This window comes from Anaerolinea thermolimosa, assembly GCF_001050195.2.
GTDB classification, from domain to species: domain Bacteria; phylum Chloroflexota; class Anaerolineae; order Anaerolineales; family Anaerolineaceae; genus Anaerolinea; species Anaerolinea thermolimosa.
The window spans coordinates 803,028-819,653 of record NZ_DF967965.1; the positions used below are offsets into that span (position 1 = coordinate 803,028).

A 16,626-nucleotide genomic window follows, 5' to 3' on the forward strand; every position below is an offset into this window, starting at 1 on the left:
CGGCCCTTTACCACTTTGGGTCTTCGGTCAGTTGATAAACTGTATGGCAGTAAGGGCAGGTCACCATGGGTGCCCCATTCACCACCTTGATGTTCTCAGCGGTCAGAGTGCCCCCGCAGGATTTGCATTTGATCGTGTCCATTCCCACATTGCCGGGGAGGTCGATTTTCAATGTCACCTGAGTGCCGGCCTCAGCTTTGGCTTTTCGAGATATCAGGTAAAGGATTGTGAGTCCAATGCCGGCGCTGAGCACACCGACGACAATCCAGCCGGGTTGCGGGGTTGAGCCAAACGCCCCCCAGATGAATAAAACCCCGAAGAAAATAAGGATCGCTGCCACAATATAACCGATCGTTTTCATCCCTGACCTCCACGTTTGAAGATAGTGTAGCATCATCAAATAGGGAGTGCAATAAGGTGAGGCAGTGATGAACGTCATGGATTTATCAAGATTCGCCAGGAATGGTACAATTGTTCTGACAGATGGTCGAATCGGTGTATGATTTCAGGGGCTACGGGGAGGCAGCATGACCGAAGATTCAGAATTTGAAGAGCTTCAGCGGTTAAAGCGAGAAATCCATTTCCATAATTATCGTTATTACGTTCTGGATGCACCGATCATCAGCGATTATGAATATGACCGTCTCATGCAGCGCCTGAAGGAGATTGAAGCCAGGCACCCGGAATGGATTACTCCCGACTCTCCCAGCCAGAGGGTGGGTGCCGCCGCTGCGGAGAAATTCGTTAAAGTACGCCACCCTGCGCCAATCCTGAGCCTGGGAAACGCATATGGAGTGGATGAACTGAAAGCCTGGATCGAGCGTCTGATCAGGCTGGATGAGCGGGTTCGTTATGCAGATTTTGTGGTGGAACCAAAAATCGATGGTCTAACCGTGGTACTCACCTATCGGGATGGGGTGTTTGTGCAGGGAGCTACCCGTGGCGATGGTGAAGTGGGAGAAGATATTACTGCCAATTTACGTACTATCCGGGCGCTGCCGTTGCGCATACCGGTTGATCCTGAAGGCCCCCAACCCCCCGGTTTTTTAGTGGTTCGGGGTGAAGCATTCATGTATATTCGAGATTTTGAGGCTCTCAATCAAAGGCTGGAGGAGGTAGGTGAACGAACTTACCTCAACCCGCGAAACACTGCCGCCGGGTCACTGCGCCAGCTTGACCCGGCCCTCACAGCCAGCCGACCTCTGACCCTGTTAACCTACGCTATTGTTGCTGCCGATGGCCCCACTCCACAGACCCAGTGGGAATTGCTCCAGTATCTTCGCAGGCTGGGCCTGCCTGTCTCCTCTGACGTTGAATACTGTGCTAACCTGGATGAAGTGCTTGCCGCGGTAGAACGCTGGTGGGTAAAGCGTGATACGCTGCCTTATGAGGCGGATGGAATTGTCATTAAAATCAACGATTTAAAGCTTGCCGCCGAGCTGGGGTTTGTGGGGAAAGACCCACGCGGGGCACTGGCGTTCAAGTTCCCGGCGCGTGAAGTGACTACCAGGTTAATCGATATCGGCGTGAATGTAGGGCGCACAGGGGTGCTGACACCGTATGCCATTCTGGAACCGGTGGAAATTGGCGGGGTGGTCGTCAGGCAGGCAACGTTGCACAACTTCGATTACATTAAGGAGAAAGATATCCGGATCGGTGACCGGGTGTTGGTGAAACGGGCCGGGGAGGTCATTCCGTATGTGATTGGCCCGGTGGTAGAGGCACGCACCGGAGATGAAAAAGAATTTATTCCCCCTGCTACATGCCCTGCCTGTGGGCAACCGGTTGAACACCTGGAAGGAGAAGTGGCCTGGTATTGTGTAAACCTGGCGTGTCCGGCGCAGCTGGTTCGCAATCTGGAGCATTTTGTTTCGCGCGGCGCGATGGATATCGTAGGGTTGGGAATTAAGATTGTGGAACAGCTGGTGGAATCGGGGCTGGTTAAAAGCCCGGCAGATCTCTATACGCTGACGAAGGAAGCGCTTCTCAAGCTGGAAGGATTTGCCGATAAAAAGGCGGAAAATCTTTTGCAGGCGATTGAGGCTTCCAAGAGCCGACCGCTGGCACGGTTGATTAACGCGCTGGGAATTCGCGGGGTGGGAGAAGTGATGGCCGCCGATCTGGCGCGAGTATTCCCCGACCTGGAAACGTTATCCAGGGCAACCGTGGAAACGTTAATGACGATTGAAGGGGTTGGGCCGAATACAGCCCAATCTATCGTTGATTGGTTTGCCCGCCCCGGTAATCGGGAATTCATTCAGCGCTTGAAACAACTTGGAGTGTGGCCGGTGAGTCGAATGGAAGAGGAAGAAAAGGAACGGCCAAAGCCGCTGGCGGGGTTGACCTTTGTGGTGACTGGCACGTTACCCAGTTTTACCCGCGAGGGGATCAAGGAATTTATTCAACAACAGGGTGGTAAGGTGACTGACTCGGTGAGTAAAAATACCAGTTATCTGGTGGCAGGTGAGGCTGCTGGCTCCAAGCTGGATAAGGCACGTCAGCTAGGGGTGCCTGTAATTGATGAAGCGGGCTTCATGGCTCTGGTCGGGCAACGATCGAAATGAAGGCGACCACACCAGCGCTGATTTTAAAACCCGGCCGGGAAAAATCCCTTATCCAGCGGCATCCCTGGGTATTCTCGGGTGCAGTGGACAGGGTAGTGGGTGAGCCAGCGGCAGGGGTAACCGTTGCGGTGTACAGTGCAGGAGGGGAATTCTTAGCCTGGGCCGGGTACAGCCCTGTTTCTCAAATTCGGGCGCGAGTATGGTCATTCCAGAAGGAAGAGGAAATTGGCCCGGACTTGTTCCGTGAGCGGCTGAAATCTGCACTCCGATGGCGAGAAAAACTCATTTCTCCAGAAGAAACCAATGCCATGCGGCTGGTACACGGGGAATCGGATGGGCTGCCAGGGCTGGTGGTTGATCGATATGCGGATGTCCTGGTGGTACAGATTTTGAGCAGTGGGGCCGAATACTGGCGGAGAGATCTGGTGAGCTTGCTGGTGGAGTTAACCGGTATTGAAACGATCTTTGAGCGCTCGGATGTGGATGTGCGCGGTCTGGAGGGCCTGCCTGAGCGTACGGGACTGTTATCCGGCAGGAACGCCCCGGAGCGATTGATGATTTACGAGGAAGGTATTCGGTACGAGGTTAATGTGCAGACCGGGCAAAAAACCGGTTTTTACCTTGACCAGCGGCGCAACCGTGCTCGCCTTAAGGCTTATGCTGAGGGTAGAGAGGTGTTGAATTGTTTTTGCTACACCGGAGGATTCACTCTTTCGGCGCTGGCGGGAGGGGCCAGTCACGTCCTCTCGATTGACAGCTCCGGGGAGGCGCTTCTGGCAGGCCGGCAAAACCTGGCATTAAACGGCTTGCCGGAAGATCGGGCGGAATGGCTGGAAGGGGATGTTTTTCAGGTGTTGCGAAAATTCCGTGACCAGGCACGATCGTTTGACTTGATCGTGCTTGACCCGCCTAAATTTGCTCCCACTGTGGCTCAGGCTGAACGTGCTGCCCGTGGATATAAGGATATTAATCTGCTGGCGTGCAAACTTTTGCGGCCCGGCGGGGTGCTTTTCACTTTCTCCTGTTCGGGGGGGATTTCGCCGGCGTTGTTTCAAAAAATAGTGGCAGGCGCGGCGGTAGATGCCGGTGCTGAAATGATGGTTGTGGAACGGCTTGCCCAGGGGCCAGATCACCCGGTTAGCCTGTATTTCCCGGAAGGGGAATATCTTAAAGGCCTGGTGTGCGTGAAACAGTGACCGGGAAAGATGCGATGGATTATTCGATTGTAGCCACGCTGGGTCCGGCAAGTTCTTCTGAAGAAACCTGGCTGGCCATGGCGGAAGCAGGGGCCACGGCTTTTCGCCTGAATACTTCTCATCTTTCACTGGATGAGATTGACGCCTGGATGATAAGATTGGCTGCGTTTCGCCTGAAATTCGGGATATGGCTGCCCGTAGTCCTTGATTTGCAGGGGAGTAAATGGCGCCTGGGAGAGTTTCTGCCATTTGAGTTAAAGGAAGGAAAGCTAGTCCGAATTGTTCCTGCAACAAAGGCGCAGATCCCCGACGCCCTGCCTGTTCCTCATGCGGATTTCTTTCGCGCGGTGAGGTTTTCGGCGAAAGAAATCCTTCTTAATGATGCCCGATCCATTCTCCGAATATCCTCATGGGATGAGGACGAGGTAGTTGCCCGGGTTTTGCTGGGCGGATGGATTGAACCGCGAAAAGGAATTACCCTCTCAGGAGGAGACTTTCGCACAGAGGGATTATGTGAGAAAGACCGTGCGATTCTGCAGAGAATTCCATCGGAGGAATGGATTCACTTTGCCATCTCTTACATTAAAGATGCCATGGAGATGGAGGTTTACCGGTCTCTGATGGGAGAGGAACGTTACCTGATTGCCAAGCTGGAGCGCAAAAGCGCCGTGGAGGGGGCGAAGTCAATCTCTCAACATGCAGATGCTCTCTGGCTTTGCCGGGGTGACCTGGGAGCCGAACAGGGATTACCCGCCATGGCCGAGCTGGCCTATGGTTTTGAGATGAACCTGGGTGAGTTTAAAAAGCCCGTGTTTGTCGCCGGTCAGGTTCTGGAGCACCTTACACACCACACAACCCCAACGCGGGCGGAAGTAGTGGCCCTGTATCAGGCGATCAAAGCAGGGTATGCAGGATTGGTACTTTCCGATGAAACAGCTATCGGGAAGAATCCGGTGGAGGCCTGTCGGGCGGCGGCAATGTTTCGATCTTTTCAGCCCGCGACAGGCTCGAGGGATGGATAAAATGAAAAGCGGCGGATGATAACTCGAGTCCGCCGCTTGCAGAGTGGAGATGGCGGGAATTGAACCCGCGTCCGAAAGATTCGATCCGCAGACATCTACGAGCGTAGCTGCTCCTGAATCTCACCGGCATTCCCAGGAACAGCAGACAGGAACACCGGCCAGTCACTCAGGCCCGAAAGCCCTCTTTTGCCCGTTACGTGACACTCACGGGCAGCACCCTGACTTTGTCACGCCTGCTCGACCTCCGGCCAGGGAGCGGGGCCGGCAGACGTCACCCCGAGGGGTGATTTGCCACCGAAGGCTGGATTAAGCAGCCAGCGGGAGGGCGGAGTAAGTGCGGTTGGCACTTGATTTTTTGTACTGATTTTACGAGGTCGGTACCTCTCGGCTCGCAGTCTGGAATCAGCCTCTCCCGTCGAAGCCGATCATCCCCGGACACTTTGATTATATCATAACTCTACTCTGTCGGATCAACCGCAGGGCAACAAAATACTGAAGTGACACAGGTGGACCAAAAAAGGGAAAAACCGGTGAAATGGAAACAGGGGCAAAAAGGGGGTTATCAGGTAGAATCAGAATTTGCGCCGTGAGGCGTACATTTCTCAGGTGGGAGGGCGCTCATGATTACTATTTACAAAAACACTGAAACCGGCCTGGAAGTGATCCCCGAGGTGGTAACAGGTTGCTGGATCAATGTCATTGATCCAGCGTCATCCGAAATTGATGAACTGCTGGAGATGGGTATTCCGCGTGACTTTATCACCTACTCTCTCGACCTGGATGAGCGCTCGCGTACCGAAAGAGAGGATGACGGCACGCTTCTCATTCTTCTGCGGATTCCGTATTTTCAGGGAGTGAAAACCGATATTCCCTACACAACCATCCCGCTCGGAGTGGTTATGAGTAATCGGTTTGTGGTGACGATTTGTCGTATGCAAAACGACGTCACGACCGAGCTGAGTTCCGGGCGGCTCAAAGGGCTATCAACTGCCAAACGCAACCGATTTGCCCTGCGGATCCTGCTGGCAACCGCCAATCGCTACCTGGCCTATCTGCGAGAAATCAATCGTATTGTAGATACTCTTGAAGATCAGATCACGATTTCTCAGCGCAATCGTGAAATTCTCGAATTGTTGAAGTACCAGAAGAGTCTGGTGTATTTCAACACGGCGATCAAGTCAAACGAGGTGATGATGGAGCGCCTTCAGCGCTGGCAGATTTTCAAGGCGTTTCCTGAAGATGAAGATTTGCTGGAGGACGTGATTACTGAAAACCAGCAGGCGATTGAAATGGTGGGGATTTCGAGCAACATTCTCAGCTCGATGATGGATGCGTTTGCTTCAATCATTTCTAACAACCTCAACGTGGTGATGAAATTCTTAACCTCAATCACCATCGTGATGAGCATTCCGACCATTGTCACCAGCTATTTTGGCATGAATGTACACCTGCCTTTTGAGGATCATCCGCTGGCGGCGCTTTATGTAGTGTTGATCTTTCTGGCCTTTTCAGGCATTGTCATTTATCTCTTCATGAAGCGCGACTGGTTTTAGGTCGGATTATACAAAACTTGTCTGATTTGCATTCCGGCTGGTACAATGCGAGCATGAGCAGGCCTGTACCGGAAAAAATCACTCTAAGGGAACAACCACCCTCCATGGAGCCGTTGGATGCTCCCTATTTGTTGATTCGAGACCTATGTAAGCATTACCCTGAAGGTGCTCAGGTCCGTACTGTTTTGCAGGGGGCGAGTTTAGCCGTATGCAAGGGGGAGATGGTAGCTATTCTCGGGAAAAGCGGCAGCGGGAAGACCACCCTGCTGAACCTTATCAGTGGAGTTGATCGCGTAGACTGCGGGGAGATTTTCCTGGAGGGGGTTCGCCTGACCGGTATGGATGAAGCGGCGCGAACGATCTTCCGTCGACAGAGGATTGGGTTTGTCTTCCAGTTTTTTAACCTCATTCCCACTCTGACCGTTTGGGAAAATATCATCCTTCCACTGGAGTTGAACGACCTGACTTCAAATGCGGATTTCAACCGGGCGCGTGGATTGCTGGCTGAAGTTGGACTGGCAGGACGCGAGAAGGCTTTCCCGGATCGTTTATCGGGAGGGGAGCAGCAAAGGGTAGCGATTGCTCGTGCGCTGGTGCATAACCCCGCACTGGTGCTGGCGGATGAGCCTACGGGGAATCTGGATGAAGAAACCGGCCAGCAGGTGATGGCCTTGCTCGATCGTCTGACCCGTGGGTCAGGAAAGACCATGATTCTGGTGACACACTCGGCAGAGGCGGCTTCTTTTGCTGATCGGGTCTTTTCATTACACGAGGGCCGCCTGGTGGCGGTGAATGGACACAAATGAAGCTTGCAGGGCTTTTTCCGTCCGTGTTGTGGATGGTGGGGTTACGTTATCTCCTGCGCCATGCCCGGCAGAGCGCCTTGATGATCCTTGGAGTGGCCCTGGGTGTGTCCGTGGTCATTTCAATCGACCTGGCCAACGCCAGTGCAGCGCGGGCTTTTGAGCTCAGCACTGAAACCCTTACCGGTAAAGCCACTCACCAGATTGTCGGCGGCCCGCCGGGTGTGCCCGATGCGGTTTATACCAGGCTCAAGCTTTCGGGGTTTTCGTATCCGATAGCCCCCGTGATTACCGAGTATGTTTCTTCACCCCGGCTGGGAGGGTACCCTCTACAACTTCTGGGGATTGATCCGTTTGCGGACAGAGCTTTTCGCTCCTTTCTCGGCCAGGAAGGCAGCCTCTCACTGGATGCCCTGGCGGCTTTTCTGAGTCACCCCGGCGCAGTGATCCTTTCGCGGTCTCTGGCGGAGCGCTATGACGTGGCTATTGGACAAAAGCTCCCCCTGGCTGTGGGAGGGCAGATCCGGCAGGCGGAGGTGGTGGGCCTTCTGGACGCCGCCGATGATTTGAGCAGGCGTACCCTGGAGGGGGTCATTCTTGCTGATATTTCTACTGCTCAGGAATTAACCGGTAAAGTGGGCTTTCTATCCCGGGTAGACCTGATCCTTCCGTCGACGGAACTGCCCGAATTAAAAACACTGCCGAAGGGCCTGCTGGTTCTGCCGGCATCTTCTCGCAGTGCCACCCTGGAACAAATGACGGCGGCTTTTCGGGTCAACCTGACCGCGCTCAGTTTACTCGCGCTGGTGGTGGGGCTGTTTCTCATTTACAATACCATGACCTTTTCGGTGGTACAGCGACGGGACCTTTTTGGAACCCTGCGTTGTTTAGGAGTCAGCCGGAGAGAAATTTTCGGCATGGTAGTGCTTGAAGCTGTTGCTGTGGGCCTTGTTGGATCTCTGGCCGGGGTTGGATTGGGCATACTCCTTGGGAAGAGCACTGTTCAGCTTGTCTCTCAAACGATTAACGATTTGTATTTCACCACGACTGTCCGAGCGGAAGGAATAGCCGTAAGCAGCCTGGTTAAGGGAGCGCTGGCTGGTCTGCTGGCCACGGTGATTACTGCCGCAATTCCTGCATGGGAGGCCGCCTCAGTGCCGCCGCGGGTGGCTTTGCTTCGTTCTGGTTGGGAAAGCACAACCCGTGGGAGGGTGTGGTGGTCTGCTCTGGCTGGAGGAGGGTTGATCGGGGTTTCTGTGCTGGTATTTCGGGCTCAGGGCGGCGTGCTTACCGGGTTTGCTGGAACGCTGCTTGCGGTGCTTGGAGCCGCTTTATTGACCGGACTGGCGGTCATGTTACTCGTTAAACTTGTCTCCCCATTAACAGGACGCGTTTTCGGGCTGGTGGGGCGTGTAGCACCGCGGAGTTTACTGGCCTCGCTGAGCCGGATTTCGGTGACGGTCACGGCGCTTATGGTAGCGATTGCGGTGACCATAGGGGTTTCGATCATGATCGATAGCTTCCGCAAGACGGTGATTCTCTGGCTGGATGAGACCCTGCACAGTGATATTTATCTTTCAGGGCCTATCTACACCGCTGCCATGCCCATGTCGCCGGTTGCGCCGGAAGTCATAGACCGTTTACGCACCTGGCCAGGTGTGGAGCGTGTGGATACGTTGCGATCAACCAGTGTTCAATCGCGGGTGGGGGAAGTCAACCTGTCGGCCACGGATAATTCAACGGTAGGGTACGAACGGTTGTTTGTATTCCTGGATGGAAAGCGTGACCAGGTCTGGGAACGCCTGCTGGCGGGTGAGGTGTTGGTGTCAGAACCGCTGGCCAACCGACTGGGTATTCGAAACCCCGGTGAGGTCATTGAGGTTAACACTCCACAGGGCTGGCATTCGTTCCGGGTAATGGGGGTTTATTACGATTATGCCTCCAGCGAAGGAACCATGTTGATGGCCATGAAACCCTACCGTGAGCTCTGGCAGGATAAGGCGGTAACTTCGGTAGGATTGCGGCTGGCAAGCGGAATCGACGCCGACCAGGTGGTGCGAGATTTACAGGATGCCCTGGCCGCTGAACAGCCGCTGGTTATTCGGGCGAATCGTACCCTGCGCCGGGATGTATTAATGGTGTTCGATCGAACCTTTACCATCACGGTTGCCCTGCGGATTCAGGCCACTGTGGTCGCTTTTATCGGAGTGTTGAGCGCACTATTCCTGCTCCAGGTTGAAAAACAGCGCGAAACTGGTATTTACCACGCGCTGGGATTCACCCCTGCTCAGCTTCGGCGTATGGTGTTTTTAGAAACCGGACTGATGGGGTTGGCTGCTGGACTGCTGGCCATGCCGACGGGTTACGCGCTGGCGGTGATTCTCATCTATGTGATCAATAAACGTTCCTTCGGGTGGACACTTCAGCTCTCTGCCGAGCCAGCCGCCTTTTTACAGGGATTGCTTGTGGCACTGGTAGCGGCATTACTGGCAGGAGTCATCCCGGCGGTGCGATTCAGCCGGATGTCAGCGGCGGAGACGATCCGGTATGACTAGGCGATGGCTGCGCTGGTTCCTGGTGTTCTTGCTGGCAGGAGGGGTTCTGGGAATGGCCGGGCTGGCGTTTTCTCCTCGCCCTGGGACAGCCGAGGTGCGCGCGCGGCTGGAAGGGTTAAAAGCCAGCCCCGGCAATTTTATGCGTGCTGAAGGACCGCGCGCGTTTGTTTTTCCGCGCGATCATGGGGCACACGAGGCGTTCCAGACGGAATGGTGGTACTTCACTGGAAACCTGAGCACGACCGAAGGGCGCGTATTTGGTTTCCAGCTCACGTTTTTCCGGCGCGGGTTGCTTGCACCGGCTCAGCAGTTGCCGCGAGAGTCGGCATGGGCGACAGATCAGGTTTACATGGCGCACTTTGCCCTGGCAGATGAGAAAGGCCAGCGTTTTCAGTACTTTGAACGCTTTCAACGCGGGGCGGGAGGTTTGGCCGGTGCACAGGGAGAACCGGTTTTTCGGGTGTGGCTGGACGACTGGCAGGTTGAACAAACGATGGAGGGGAAATTCCACCTTGCAGCGAACGAGGGGGATCTTCGTCTTGCTCTTGAACTTGAGGATGTTAAAGGCCCCGTTTTACAGGGAGACAGAGGGTACAGCCAGAAGGGCGACGAAGCCGGAAATGCCTCCTATTACATCAGCCAGACTCGTCTGGTGAGCCGGGGTACACTGGAGGTGGGCGGTGTTCGATATACGGTGAGCGGACTGAGCTGGATGGATCATGAATTTGGTACCAGCGCGTTGAGTCAGGGGCAGGTAGGCTGGGACTGGTTTTCTATTCAACTACAGGACGGTTCAGAGTTAATGATGTATACGATCCGACGCCAGGATGGGGATGTTGACCCGTACTCGAGCGGCACAGTGATCCGCCAGGACGGCAGTACACGCCGATTGGGCGTGAAGGATTTTTCAATCAGGGTGGAGGACACCTGGAAGAGCCCCCATTCGGGCGGGGTGTATCCATCTGCATGGGTGATTGAGGTGCCTTCGGAGGGTCTCGTGCTTCGGGTTCGTCCCCGGCTTGCTGACCAGGAATTAAATGTGTCTTTTGTCTACTGGGAGGGGGCAGTCCTGGTTGAGGGGGAAAGGTCAGGGGAGCGTGTTGAGGGAAGTGGTTATGTGGAGCTGACAGGGTACGCGCAAAGCCTGGAAAATACATTCTGAGAGAGGCTGTTGGGATTGGATAAAAAAGGGCGGTCTGAACATACTCGTTCAGACCGCCCCCGGGTGACTCACCACCTGGTGTATCCCTGGCTCATTCCCCGGTATTCGATAAAGGGTTCGTTGATCAGTTTTGCCCAGAGGGCGATCTGACAGGACTCTTCCAGGGTAGTTGACCAGTGGAAGGCTTCGTCAAGGGTTTGACCAATGGCAAAACTACCATGCCCACGCAGCATGACAATTTTATAAGCGGTGAGAGCGTCGGCCAGTTTATTGGCCATCTCAGGCGTGCCTGAGGCAAACTCTTCAGTGATGACAGGGACTTTCTTCAGCAGATAGGAGGCTTCGTTATCAATGGGCACAATTTCATCGCGTGAAAGGGAAAAAGCGATGGCCGCACGGGGATGGCAGTGGACGATGGCCAGGGCAGGGGTGCGCATGTAGATGGTGCGGTGGGCTAAAAGCTCGGTGGATGCCAGGGCAACCCCCGAATCGTTTTTGAAAAGGCCAGTTTCGATCAGGTCATGGGGCTTGAGCCGTCCAAGCTGGGCACCTCGCCGCTTGATGATCACCCGGTCACCCACGCGGATGCTGATATTCCCACCGTGTGAACTGATCATCCCGGCGGTGTAGAGATCACGGCCAATCTCGCAGAACTGTTCATAAATACGCTCGTCGATCATGCGGCCACCTCCATCCATTCACTTAAACCAAGTTCTTCAAGCTTTGTGCGCAATGGGACGCCGTTTTCATCCCATCCTCGCGCGCGGTAATACTCTTTGAGCATGGGTTCGAGGTGATTGACCCACCCCTTGCTCGGACCATCGGGAATGGCCTCCTGCAACAGACGCGGCGGGAGGGTATCATCGGCGCGGGTAAATCCCTCGCGGAGGTTGTACAACCGTTCCAGGTTCCATACCCGTTCTCCGACACGAATCAGATCACCCGTGGCGTACTTGATCCCGGTGATGGCACTGAGTGCGCGGGCAAAATACTCCTCGGCCACACCCATATTCGTAAATTTACAGATCACCAGTGAATCGATTGCCGCCGCGGCGTTCTGGTGAAGGATGACATAGGATGATTTCCCCTGCACCTGGAAGCGGTCGATCAGTTTGGGGAGGCCAAGCACTTCCAGCCCGAGCATATTGCCGCGCATGTGGCAGGCTCCGCGATTGGAGGTGGCATAGAGGAGGCCCTGGCCCTGCATCCCGCGCGGGTCATAGGCGGGCATTTCGAGGCCTTTCACCGACATTGAGAGGTCAGGTCGTCCCACTTTGGTTGCAAGCCGCAGGCTGCCATCAGCCAGTTCTGCGCCTACATCGCGCCGGTATGCCATGGCTTCAAGAGTAGGGGCGAGAAGGTCTGCCCGCCCGAACCGGAGGTCGCTGTCGAGCAATCCCAGTTCGCTGAGTTCCATAGCACAGGCGATCGTTGATCCGGCAGAGATAGTATCCATGCCCAGATCATTGCAGAGGGTGTTGGCCTCAATGATGGCGGCGAGGTCGTTGATCCCGCATTGCGCTCCAAACGCCCAGGTCGTTTCGTATTCCGGTCCTTCGCCTTCCACTTTGTCGGTCTTGCTCACCCGGGTACAGCCGATGGGGCAGGCCCAGCAGGCCGTATTTTTAACCAGATACTTTTCTTTGAGGGTCTCTCCAGAAATATCTTCGGCGTGTTCAAATTGAGCCTGCCTGAAATTTCGGGTAGGGAGAGCTCCCACGGCATTGACAATGTTCATCATCACCACGGTGCCGAATTCGGGTAAGGCCTGGCTGGTAAGGGGGCTGGCTTTGAGGAGCTTACGAGTTTCGTACAGCATGAACTTGAACAGTTCCTGGTCGAGGACTTCGGGGCGGTCTTTACCCTCAACCACGATGGCTTTGAGATTCTTACTTCCCATGACAGCCCCTGGCCCACCCCGCGCCAGGCTTCGCTCGCCATCGTTCATAATGGCAGCGATGCGAGAGAGGTTCTCTCCGGCTGGCCCAATACAGAGTACATTGCGGCGGTTGTTGTTTTGCCCCAGCAGAGAAGTGGTCTCACGAACCCGTTTTCCCCAGAGACCAGAGGCATCTTTAATGTGTACTCCTGCGGGGGTAATTTCCAGGTACACAGGGCTGGGCGATTTACCACGTACGATGAGTCCATCAAAGCCGGTACGTTTGAACTGCATTCCCCAGTACCCGCCAGAGTTTGCATCCAGCACGGTGCCGGTGAGGGGGCTTTTTGTGCTGACCGAAAAGCGGTTGCTGGTTTGATAACCGGTGCCAGTGAGCGGCCCGGTGGTAAAAATGAGAACATTGCGCTCTGATAGCGGGTCGACATCTGGCCCGACCTCATCCCAGAGCAGTCGCGCTCCCAATCCGCGCCCGCCCAGATACTGCTGTGCCATTTCCATGTCCAGCGGTTTGATGGTTATTTCACCGCTGGTGAGGTTGACATCCAGGATTTTTCCCATCCAGCCACCCATGAGAGTTACCTCCTTCTGCTTATGGTTAAATCAAAAACACTCCGAGGGATTTTACGATTTCTATCTTATCATAATGTTTAGAAAGTGAATGAAATCATTTGAAAGTGAATTCTCACCCGGGGAGGATTCGCGGAGCCTTAGAAAAGGTCAATTGTGTGGAGGTTGGGGGTTATCGCGGCGAAGGGGCCCCGTGCCTTTTTTCCTGGCCTTGTCTTCGTACATCAGGTTGTCGGCTTCTTTCATCACGTCGACAAGGCGGCTTCCGGCCAGGCTGGTGGCTGCCCCGATAGCCAGACTGATCGGTAATCCCTGGGTGGCGGCATTCACGGCGTTGACCTTTTCATTGAGGCGACGTAAGATGGCCTGGGCGGTCTCCTGACCGGTGGCCGGAAGAAGGACGGCAAACTCGTCCCCCCCGATTCGGGCGATAATGTCTTCAGAGCGGAATGATTCTCGCATCACCTGAGCGATGGAGCGGAGCAGATCGTCACCGGCGGCATGGCCGTAAGTGTCGTTGGTGTTTTTCAGGTTGTTCACATCAATCATCACAATGGTCACCGGGTACAAACGACTGTTCTGCAGGCGTTCCAGCTCTGTTTCAAAAAATGCACGGTTGAAGAGGCCGGTGAGGGCATCATGGTTGCTGAGGAATTTCAATTGTTCTTCCGTGGCCTTCCGTTCGGTGATATCTGTCATGACCAGGATGATGGATGTAATCTGGCCTTCCTGGCGCACTGGCCCAAGGATCACTTCATAATAGACGAACCCTGATGGCTCGGGCAGTTCGAATTCCATGCGCTGGGGCTTGCCGCTTGAGAATACGGCATCTACGGCGCGGTGGAAGGCAGGCCTTACGCCAGGGGGGAGCAGAGAAAAGATATCCTTACCGATGATTTCGCCAGCGGTCTTGATGAAAGGCCGGTTCATCCAGCTGATGTGCCGGTGGAGGTCAATGGTCAGGATGATAATGGGCGCATTTTCTGCCAGGCCCCGCCAGCGCGCTTCGGAGTCTTTGAGGGCGGTTTCGGCAATTTTCCGGGAGGTAACGTCTTGAACGGCGCCGAAAATGTGGGTGACGCGCTGTTCTTCGTCACTCCAGATGGGTTGAAGATAGTCTCTCAACCAGATGATCTCACCATGTTTCGAAAGAATTCGGTACTCGATGACGACCGGCTGGTTGGAAAGGGCAAAGGTATAAGCCTCGACCGTCTTCAGGTGATCTTCGGGATGTTCCAGAGATCTCCAGCTCTTTCTGACCGCAGACAGTTCTTCAAATTGAAAGCCTGTAATTCGTTCGAACGCTCCGCTCACCCAATCAATTTGCACTTCATTGTTGGGATGGACTGTGGCGGAATAGATGAAATCGGAGGTGAGTTGAGAAATGATTCGGTGGCGTTGTTCACTTTCATACAGAGCCTGTTCGACTTTTTTCCGGTCGGTGATGTTGATAAAGGTTAATTGAAGCGCTGGATGACCGGCAAACGTCACCCGGCTGACGTATAACTCCAGCCAGAAGGTCATCCCACGCCGATTCAGCAGGCGTACTTCCCTGCGCACCGAGGGTGATTCCAGGTCTTCTGTCTGGAGAAGACGCCGGACATTTTCACGATCATCGGGATGAAAACACTGGCTGAAGCGGTTGCCATCCATTCCGTGAATTTGTTCGGGCGGCAGGCCGGTGAGGTAGCTGAGGGCGTGGTTTGAGAACACCAGATGCGCCTGTTGAAATACGGCCAGGCCCTGGGTGGAATTCTCTACAAACAGGCGATAAAGATCTTCAGAGCGTTGGGTTTGAATGAAAACCGGCTGGAGCCTCCAGATGGCCAGAAGTAAGATTATAGAGAAAAGTAAATGCCCCCATTCAAGGGTGGGTGAAAGGGGTTCACTCGAAGGAGGAAGCAGATAAACAACGACCTGAAGCCCTTTGAGCAGGGCAATCACTACAAAAACACCACAGAATATTCTCCATTCTTTCTGCCAGGAAGCAACAGGTATGAGGCGGAATGCCTGGTAGGCGACGACGGCCTGGATGATGGCTGAGATTGTGGTAATGATGATGGTTGGATCCATCCCCCTGAAACCCTTCTGCAGTTAGATTGCAGTAATAATTTGAAATATTATACGTGATATTGGGGTGGAATGTCTTAAGAAACTTGCAAAGAGTCAACGCGGTGGGGGAGCGGTTGACCCCCTCAATACCAGGGCTGAAGGGAGGATGATCTGATTGGAATCCAGAGCCTCGCCTTTGAGGATGCGGATCAAGGCTCGCGTGGCCGATTCGATCATTTCTTCCAGCGGCTGATGTACGGTGGTAAGGCCTGGCCAGATATTTTTGGACATGGCAAAATCGTCGTATCCGCAGATCGATAATTGATCGGGGATGCGCAGGCCAATTTCGTGAGCGGCGAAGATCACCCCGTAGGCGGCCTCATCGTTTCCAGCGAAGATCGCTGTGGGGGGAGAGGGCAGGTCCATCAACAGGCGGGTGGCCGTATACCCACCGTCAAAAGTAAATTCCGAATCCCGAATCAGGGTGGGATCAATCGGCAGGCCTGCGGCAAGCAGGGCGTTCTGGTACCCGGCCAGGCGGTCAAAGCTGGCGCGCATGTTGCGTGGGCCCATGAGAAAAGCAATGCGCCGATGCCCCAGGGAAAGCAGGTGCTCCGTCACCTGCCGGGCTCCGAGCACGTCATCTCCGGCCACGAAGGGAATGGTATCGGAACGGTGGAACGGATTGATTTGCACCAGCGGCACTTTATACGTACCGAGTAAATCGGCGACAAAATCCTCGGCATCACAGGGCGGGGTGGTGACAAATCCGTCGATGTGCTGTTCGCTGATCAGGCTGACGAGTTTACGTTTGGAGCGGGAATGGGTCGGGAAGTAGGGCTGGATCAGGATATCATAATTCTCTTCGTAGCCAATATCCATGACCCGGGAAAGAATAGCCGAAGAAGGCTGGAGGAGACCCGGGTAAAGCAGGATACAGATCATAAACGATTTGTTCTGGGCCAGCCTGCGGGCCGAGATATTTGGGGCATAACCCACCGCACGAATAGCTGCCTGAACGCGGGCGCGCGTCTCTTCAGAGACGTAAGGCTCTCCGTTGATGACTCTTGACACGGTTTTAATCGAGCACCCGGCCATGCGGGCTACGTCTTTGATTGTGGCTGGCATGGTGTATGGCTCCTCCCTCCTACCTACCAGAATTATAGTCGAAGAAAGCCCCCCTGTTGAGTTGAGAAGCGGGTGTTTGGGGATGAAAATCATCTGACAGCGATATCTTTTGTGATTGACAACG

General features: G+C 54.6%; 12 protein-coding genes and 1 other RNA gene. 7 read left to right on the forward strand and 6 right to left on the reverse strand.

The features are described from left to right. Positions 1 to 7 precede the first annotated feature (7 nt). On the reverse strand, positions 8 to 361 hold the full coding sequence (locus ATHL_RS03745; protein WP_062189944.1) for a hypothetical protein: 354 nt from the start codon (positions 359 to 361) through the stop codon (positions 8 to 10). A 166-nt stretch (positions 362 to 527) separates the two neighbouring features. Here ATHL_RS03745 and ligA point away from each other — a divergent pair, with 166 nt between their 5' ends. The 3 genes from ligA to ATHL_RS03760 are packed head-to-tail and all read left to right on the forward strand — an operon-like array spanning position 528 to position 4,782. Next, on the forward strand, positions 528 to 2,564 hold the full coding sequence (gene ligA, locus ATHL_RS03750; protein WP_062189946.1) for an NAD-dependent DNA ligase LigA: 2,037 nt from the start codon (positions 528 to 530) through the stop codon (positions 2,562 to 2,564). Then, positions 2,561 to 3,760, forward strand: coding sequence for a class I SAM-dependent rRNA methyltransferase (locus tag ATHL_RS03755; RefSeq protein WP_062189948.1), 1,200 nt, complete (start codon positions 2,561 to 2,563; stop codon positions 3,758 to 3,760). The genes ligA and ATHL_RS03755 overlap by 4 nt, the downstream gene beginning before the upstream one ends. A gap of 14 nt (positions 3,761 to 3,774) precedes the next feature. Next, entirely contained in the window at positions 3,775 to 4,782 is a 1,008-nt protein-coding gene (locus tag ATHL_RS03760) for a pyruvate kinase (protein WP_062189951.1), read from the forward strand. A gap of 41 nt (positions 4,783 to 4,823) precedes the next feature. Here the strand turns inward: ATHL_RS03760 and ssrA are convergent. Further along, positions 4,824 to 5,215, reverse strand: a transfer-messenger RNA (tmRNA) gene (gene ssrA, locus ATHL_RS03765). A gap of 187 nt (positions 5,216 to 5,402) precedes the next feature. Between ssrA and ATHL_RS03770 the strand changes: the two genes are divergently transcribed. The 4 genes from ATHL_RS03770 to ATHL_RS03785 are packed head-to-tail and all read left to right on the forward strand — an operon-like array spanning position 5,403 to position 10,855. Beyond that, positions 5,403 to 6,335, forward strand: a complete 933-nt coding sequence (locus tag ATHL_RS03770; protein ID WP_062189953.1) for a magnesium transporter CorA family protein — start codon at positions 5,403 to 5,405, stop codon at positions 6,333 to 6,335. Between the two features lie 53 nt (positions 6,336 to 6,388). Then, positions 6,389 to 7,141 (forward strand): ABC transporter ATP-binding protein, encoded by a 753-nt coding sequence (locus ATHL_RS03775; protein ID WP_062190115.1) that lies wholly within the window; start codon positions 6,389 to 6,391, stop codon positions 7,139 to 7,141. Then, positions 7,138 to 9,693 carry an FtsX-like permease family protein gene (locus ATHL_RS03780; RefSeq protein WP_062189955.1) on the forward strand — a complete coding sequence of 852 codons (2,556 nt, stop codon included), beginning with the start codon at positions 7,138 to 7,140 and terminating at the stop codon, positions 9,691 to 9,693. The genes ATHL_RS03775 and ATHL_RS03780 overlap by 4 nt, the downstream gene beginning before the upstream one ends. Further along, positions 9,686 to 10,855 (forward strand): lipocalin-like domain-containing protein, encoded by a 1,170-nt coding sequence (locus ATHL_RS03785; protein WP_062189957.1) that lies wholly within the window; start codon positions 9,686 to 9,688, stop codon positions 10,853 to 10,855. The genes ATHL_RS03780 and ATHL_RS03785 overlap by 8 nt, the downstream gene beginning before the upstream one ends. Before the next feature lie 68 nt (positions 10,856 to 10,923). Here the strand turns inward: ATHL_RS03785 and ATHL_RS03790 are convergent, their stop codons facing one another. The 4 genes from ATHL_RS03790 to ATHL_RS03805 form a co-directional block, all read right to left on the reverse strand. Next, positions 10,924 to 11,535, reverse strand: coding sequence for a class II aldolase/adducin family protein (locus ATHL_RS03790; protein ID WP_062189959.1), 612 nt, complete (start codon positions 11,533 to 11,535; stop codon positions 10,924 to 10,926). Further along, positions 11,532 to 13,325: an aldehyde ferredoxin oxidoreductase family protein gene (locus ATHL_RS03795; protein WP_062189961.1), complete on the reverse strand. Its 1,794-nt coding sequence runs from the start codon at positions 13,323 to 13,325 to the stop codon at positions 11,532 to 11,534. Before ATHL_RS03795 ends, ATHL_RS03790 begins: the two co-directional genes overlap by 4 nt. Before the next feature lie 147 nt (positions 13,326 to 13,472). After that, positions 13,473 to 15,395, reverse strand: coding sequence for a GGDEF domain-containing protein (locus ATHL_RS03800; protein ID WP_062189963.1), 1,923 nt, complete (start codon positions 15,393 to 15,395; stop codon positions 13,473 to 13,475). A gap of 93 nt (positions 15,396 to 15,488) precedes the next feature. Beyond that, a complete protein-coding gene (locus ATHL_RS03805) occupies positions 15,489 to 16,502 on the reverse strand; it encodes a LacI family DNA-binding transcriptional regulator (protein WP_062189965.1) in 1,014 nt (337 codons plus the stop codon). Positions 16,503 to 16,626 lie beyond the last annotated feature (124 nt).

Bases quoted from the DNA above. Each gene is read 5' to 3' on its own strand.
- ATHL_RS03745 (WP_062189944.1), bottom strand. From the start codon at position 361: ATGAAAACGATCGGTTATATTGTGGCAGCGATCCTTATTTTCTTCGGG.
- ligA (WP_062189946.1), top strand. From the start codon at position 528: ATGACCGAAGATTCAGAATTTGAAGAGCTTCAGCGGTTAAAGCGAGAA.
- ATHL_RS03755 (WP_062189948.1), top strand. From the start codon at position 2,561: ATGAAGGCGACCACACCAGCGCTGATTTTAAAACCCGGCCGGGAAAAA.
- ATHL_RS03760 (WP_062189951.1), top strand. From the start codon at position 3,775: ATGGATTATTCGATTGTAGCCACGCTGGGTCCGGCAAGTTCTTCTGAA.
- ATHL_RS03770 (WP_062189953.1), top strand. From the start codon at position 5,403: ATGATTACTATTTACAAAAACACTGAAACCGGCCTGGAAGTGATCCCC.
- ATHL_RS03775 (WP_062190115.1), top strand. From the start codon at position 6,389: ATGAGCAGGCCTGTACCGGAAAAAATCACTCTAAGGGAACAACCACCC.
- ATHL_RS03780 (WP_062189955.1), top strand. From the start codon at position 7,138: ATGAAGCTTGCAGGGCTTTTTCCGTCCGTGTTGTGGATGGTGGGGTTA.
- ATHL_RS03785 (WP_062189957.1), top strand. From the start codon at position 9,686: ATGACTAGGCGATGGCTGCGCTGGTTCCTGGTGTTCTTGCTGGCAGGA.
- ATHL_RS03790 (WP_062189959.1), bottom strand. From the start codon at position 11,535: ATGATCGACGAGCGTATTTATGAACAGTTCTGCGAGATTGGCCGTGAT.
- ATHL_RS03795 (WP_062189961.1), bottom strand. From the start codon at position 13,325: ATGGGTGGCTGGATGGGAAAAATCCTGGATGTCAACCTCACCAGCGGT.
- ATHL_RS03800 (WP_062189963.1), bottom strand. From the start codon at position 15,395: ATGGATCCAACCATCATCATTACCACAATCTCAGCCATCATCCAGGCC.
- ATHL_RS03805 (WP_062189965.1), bottom strand. From the start codon at position 16,502: ATGCCAGCCACAATCAAAGACGTAGCCCGCATGGCCGGGTGCTCGATT.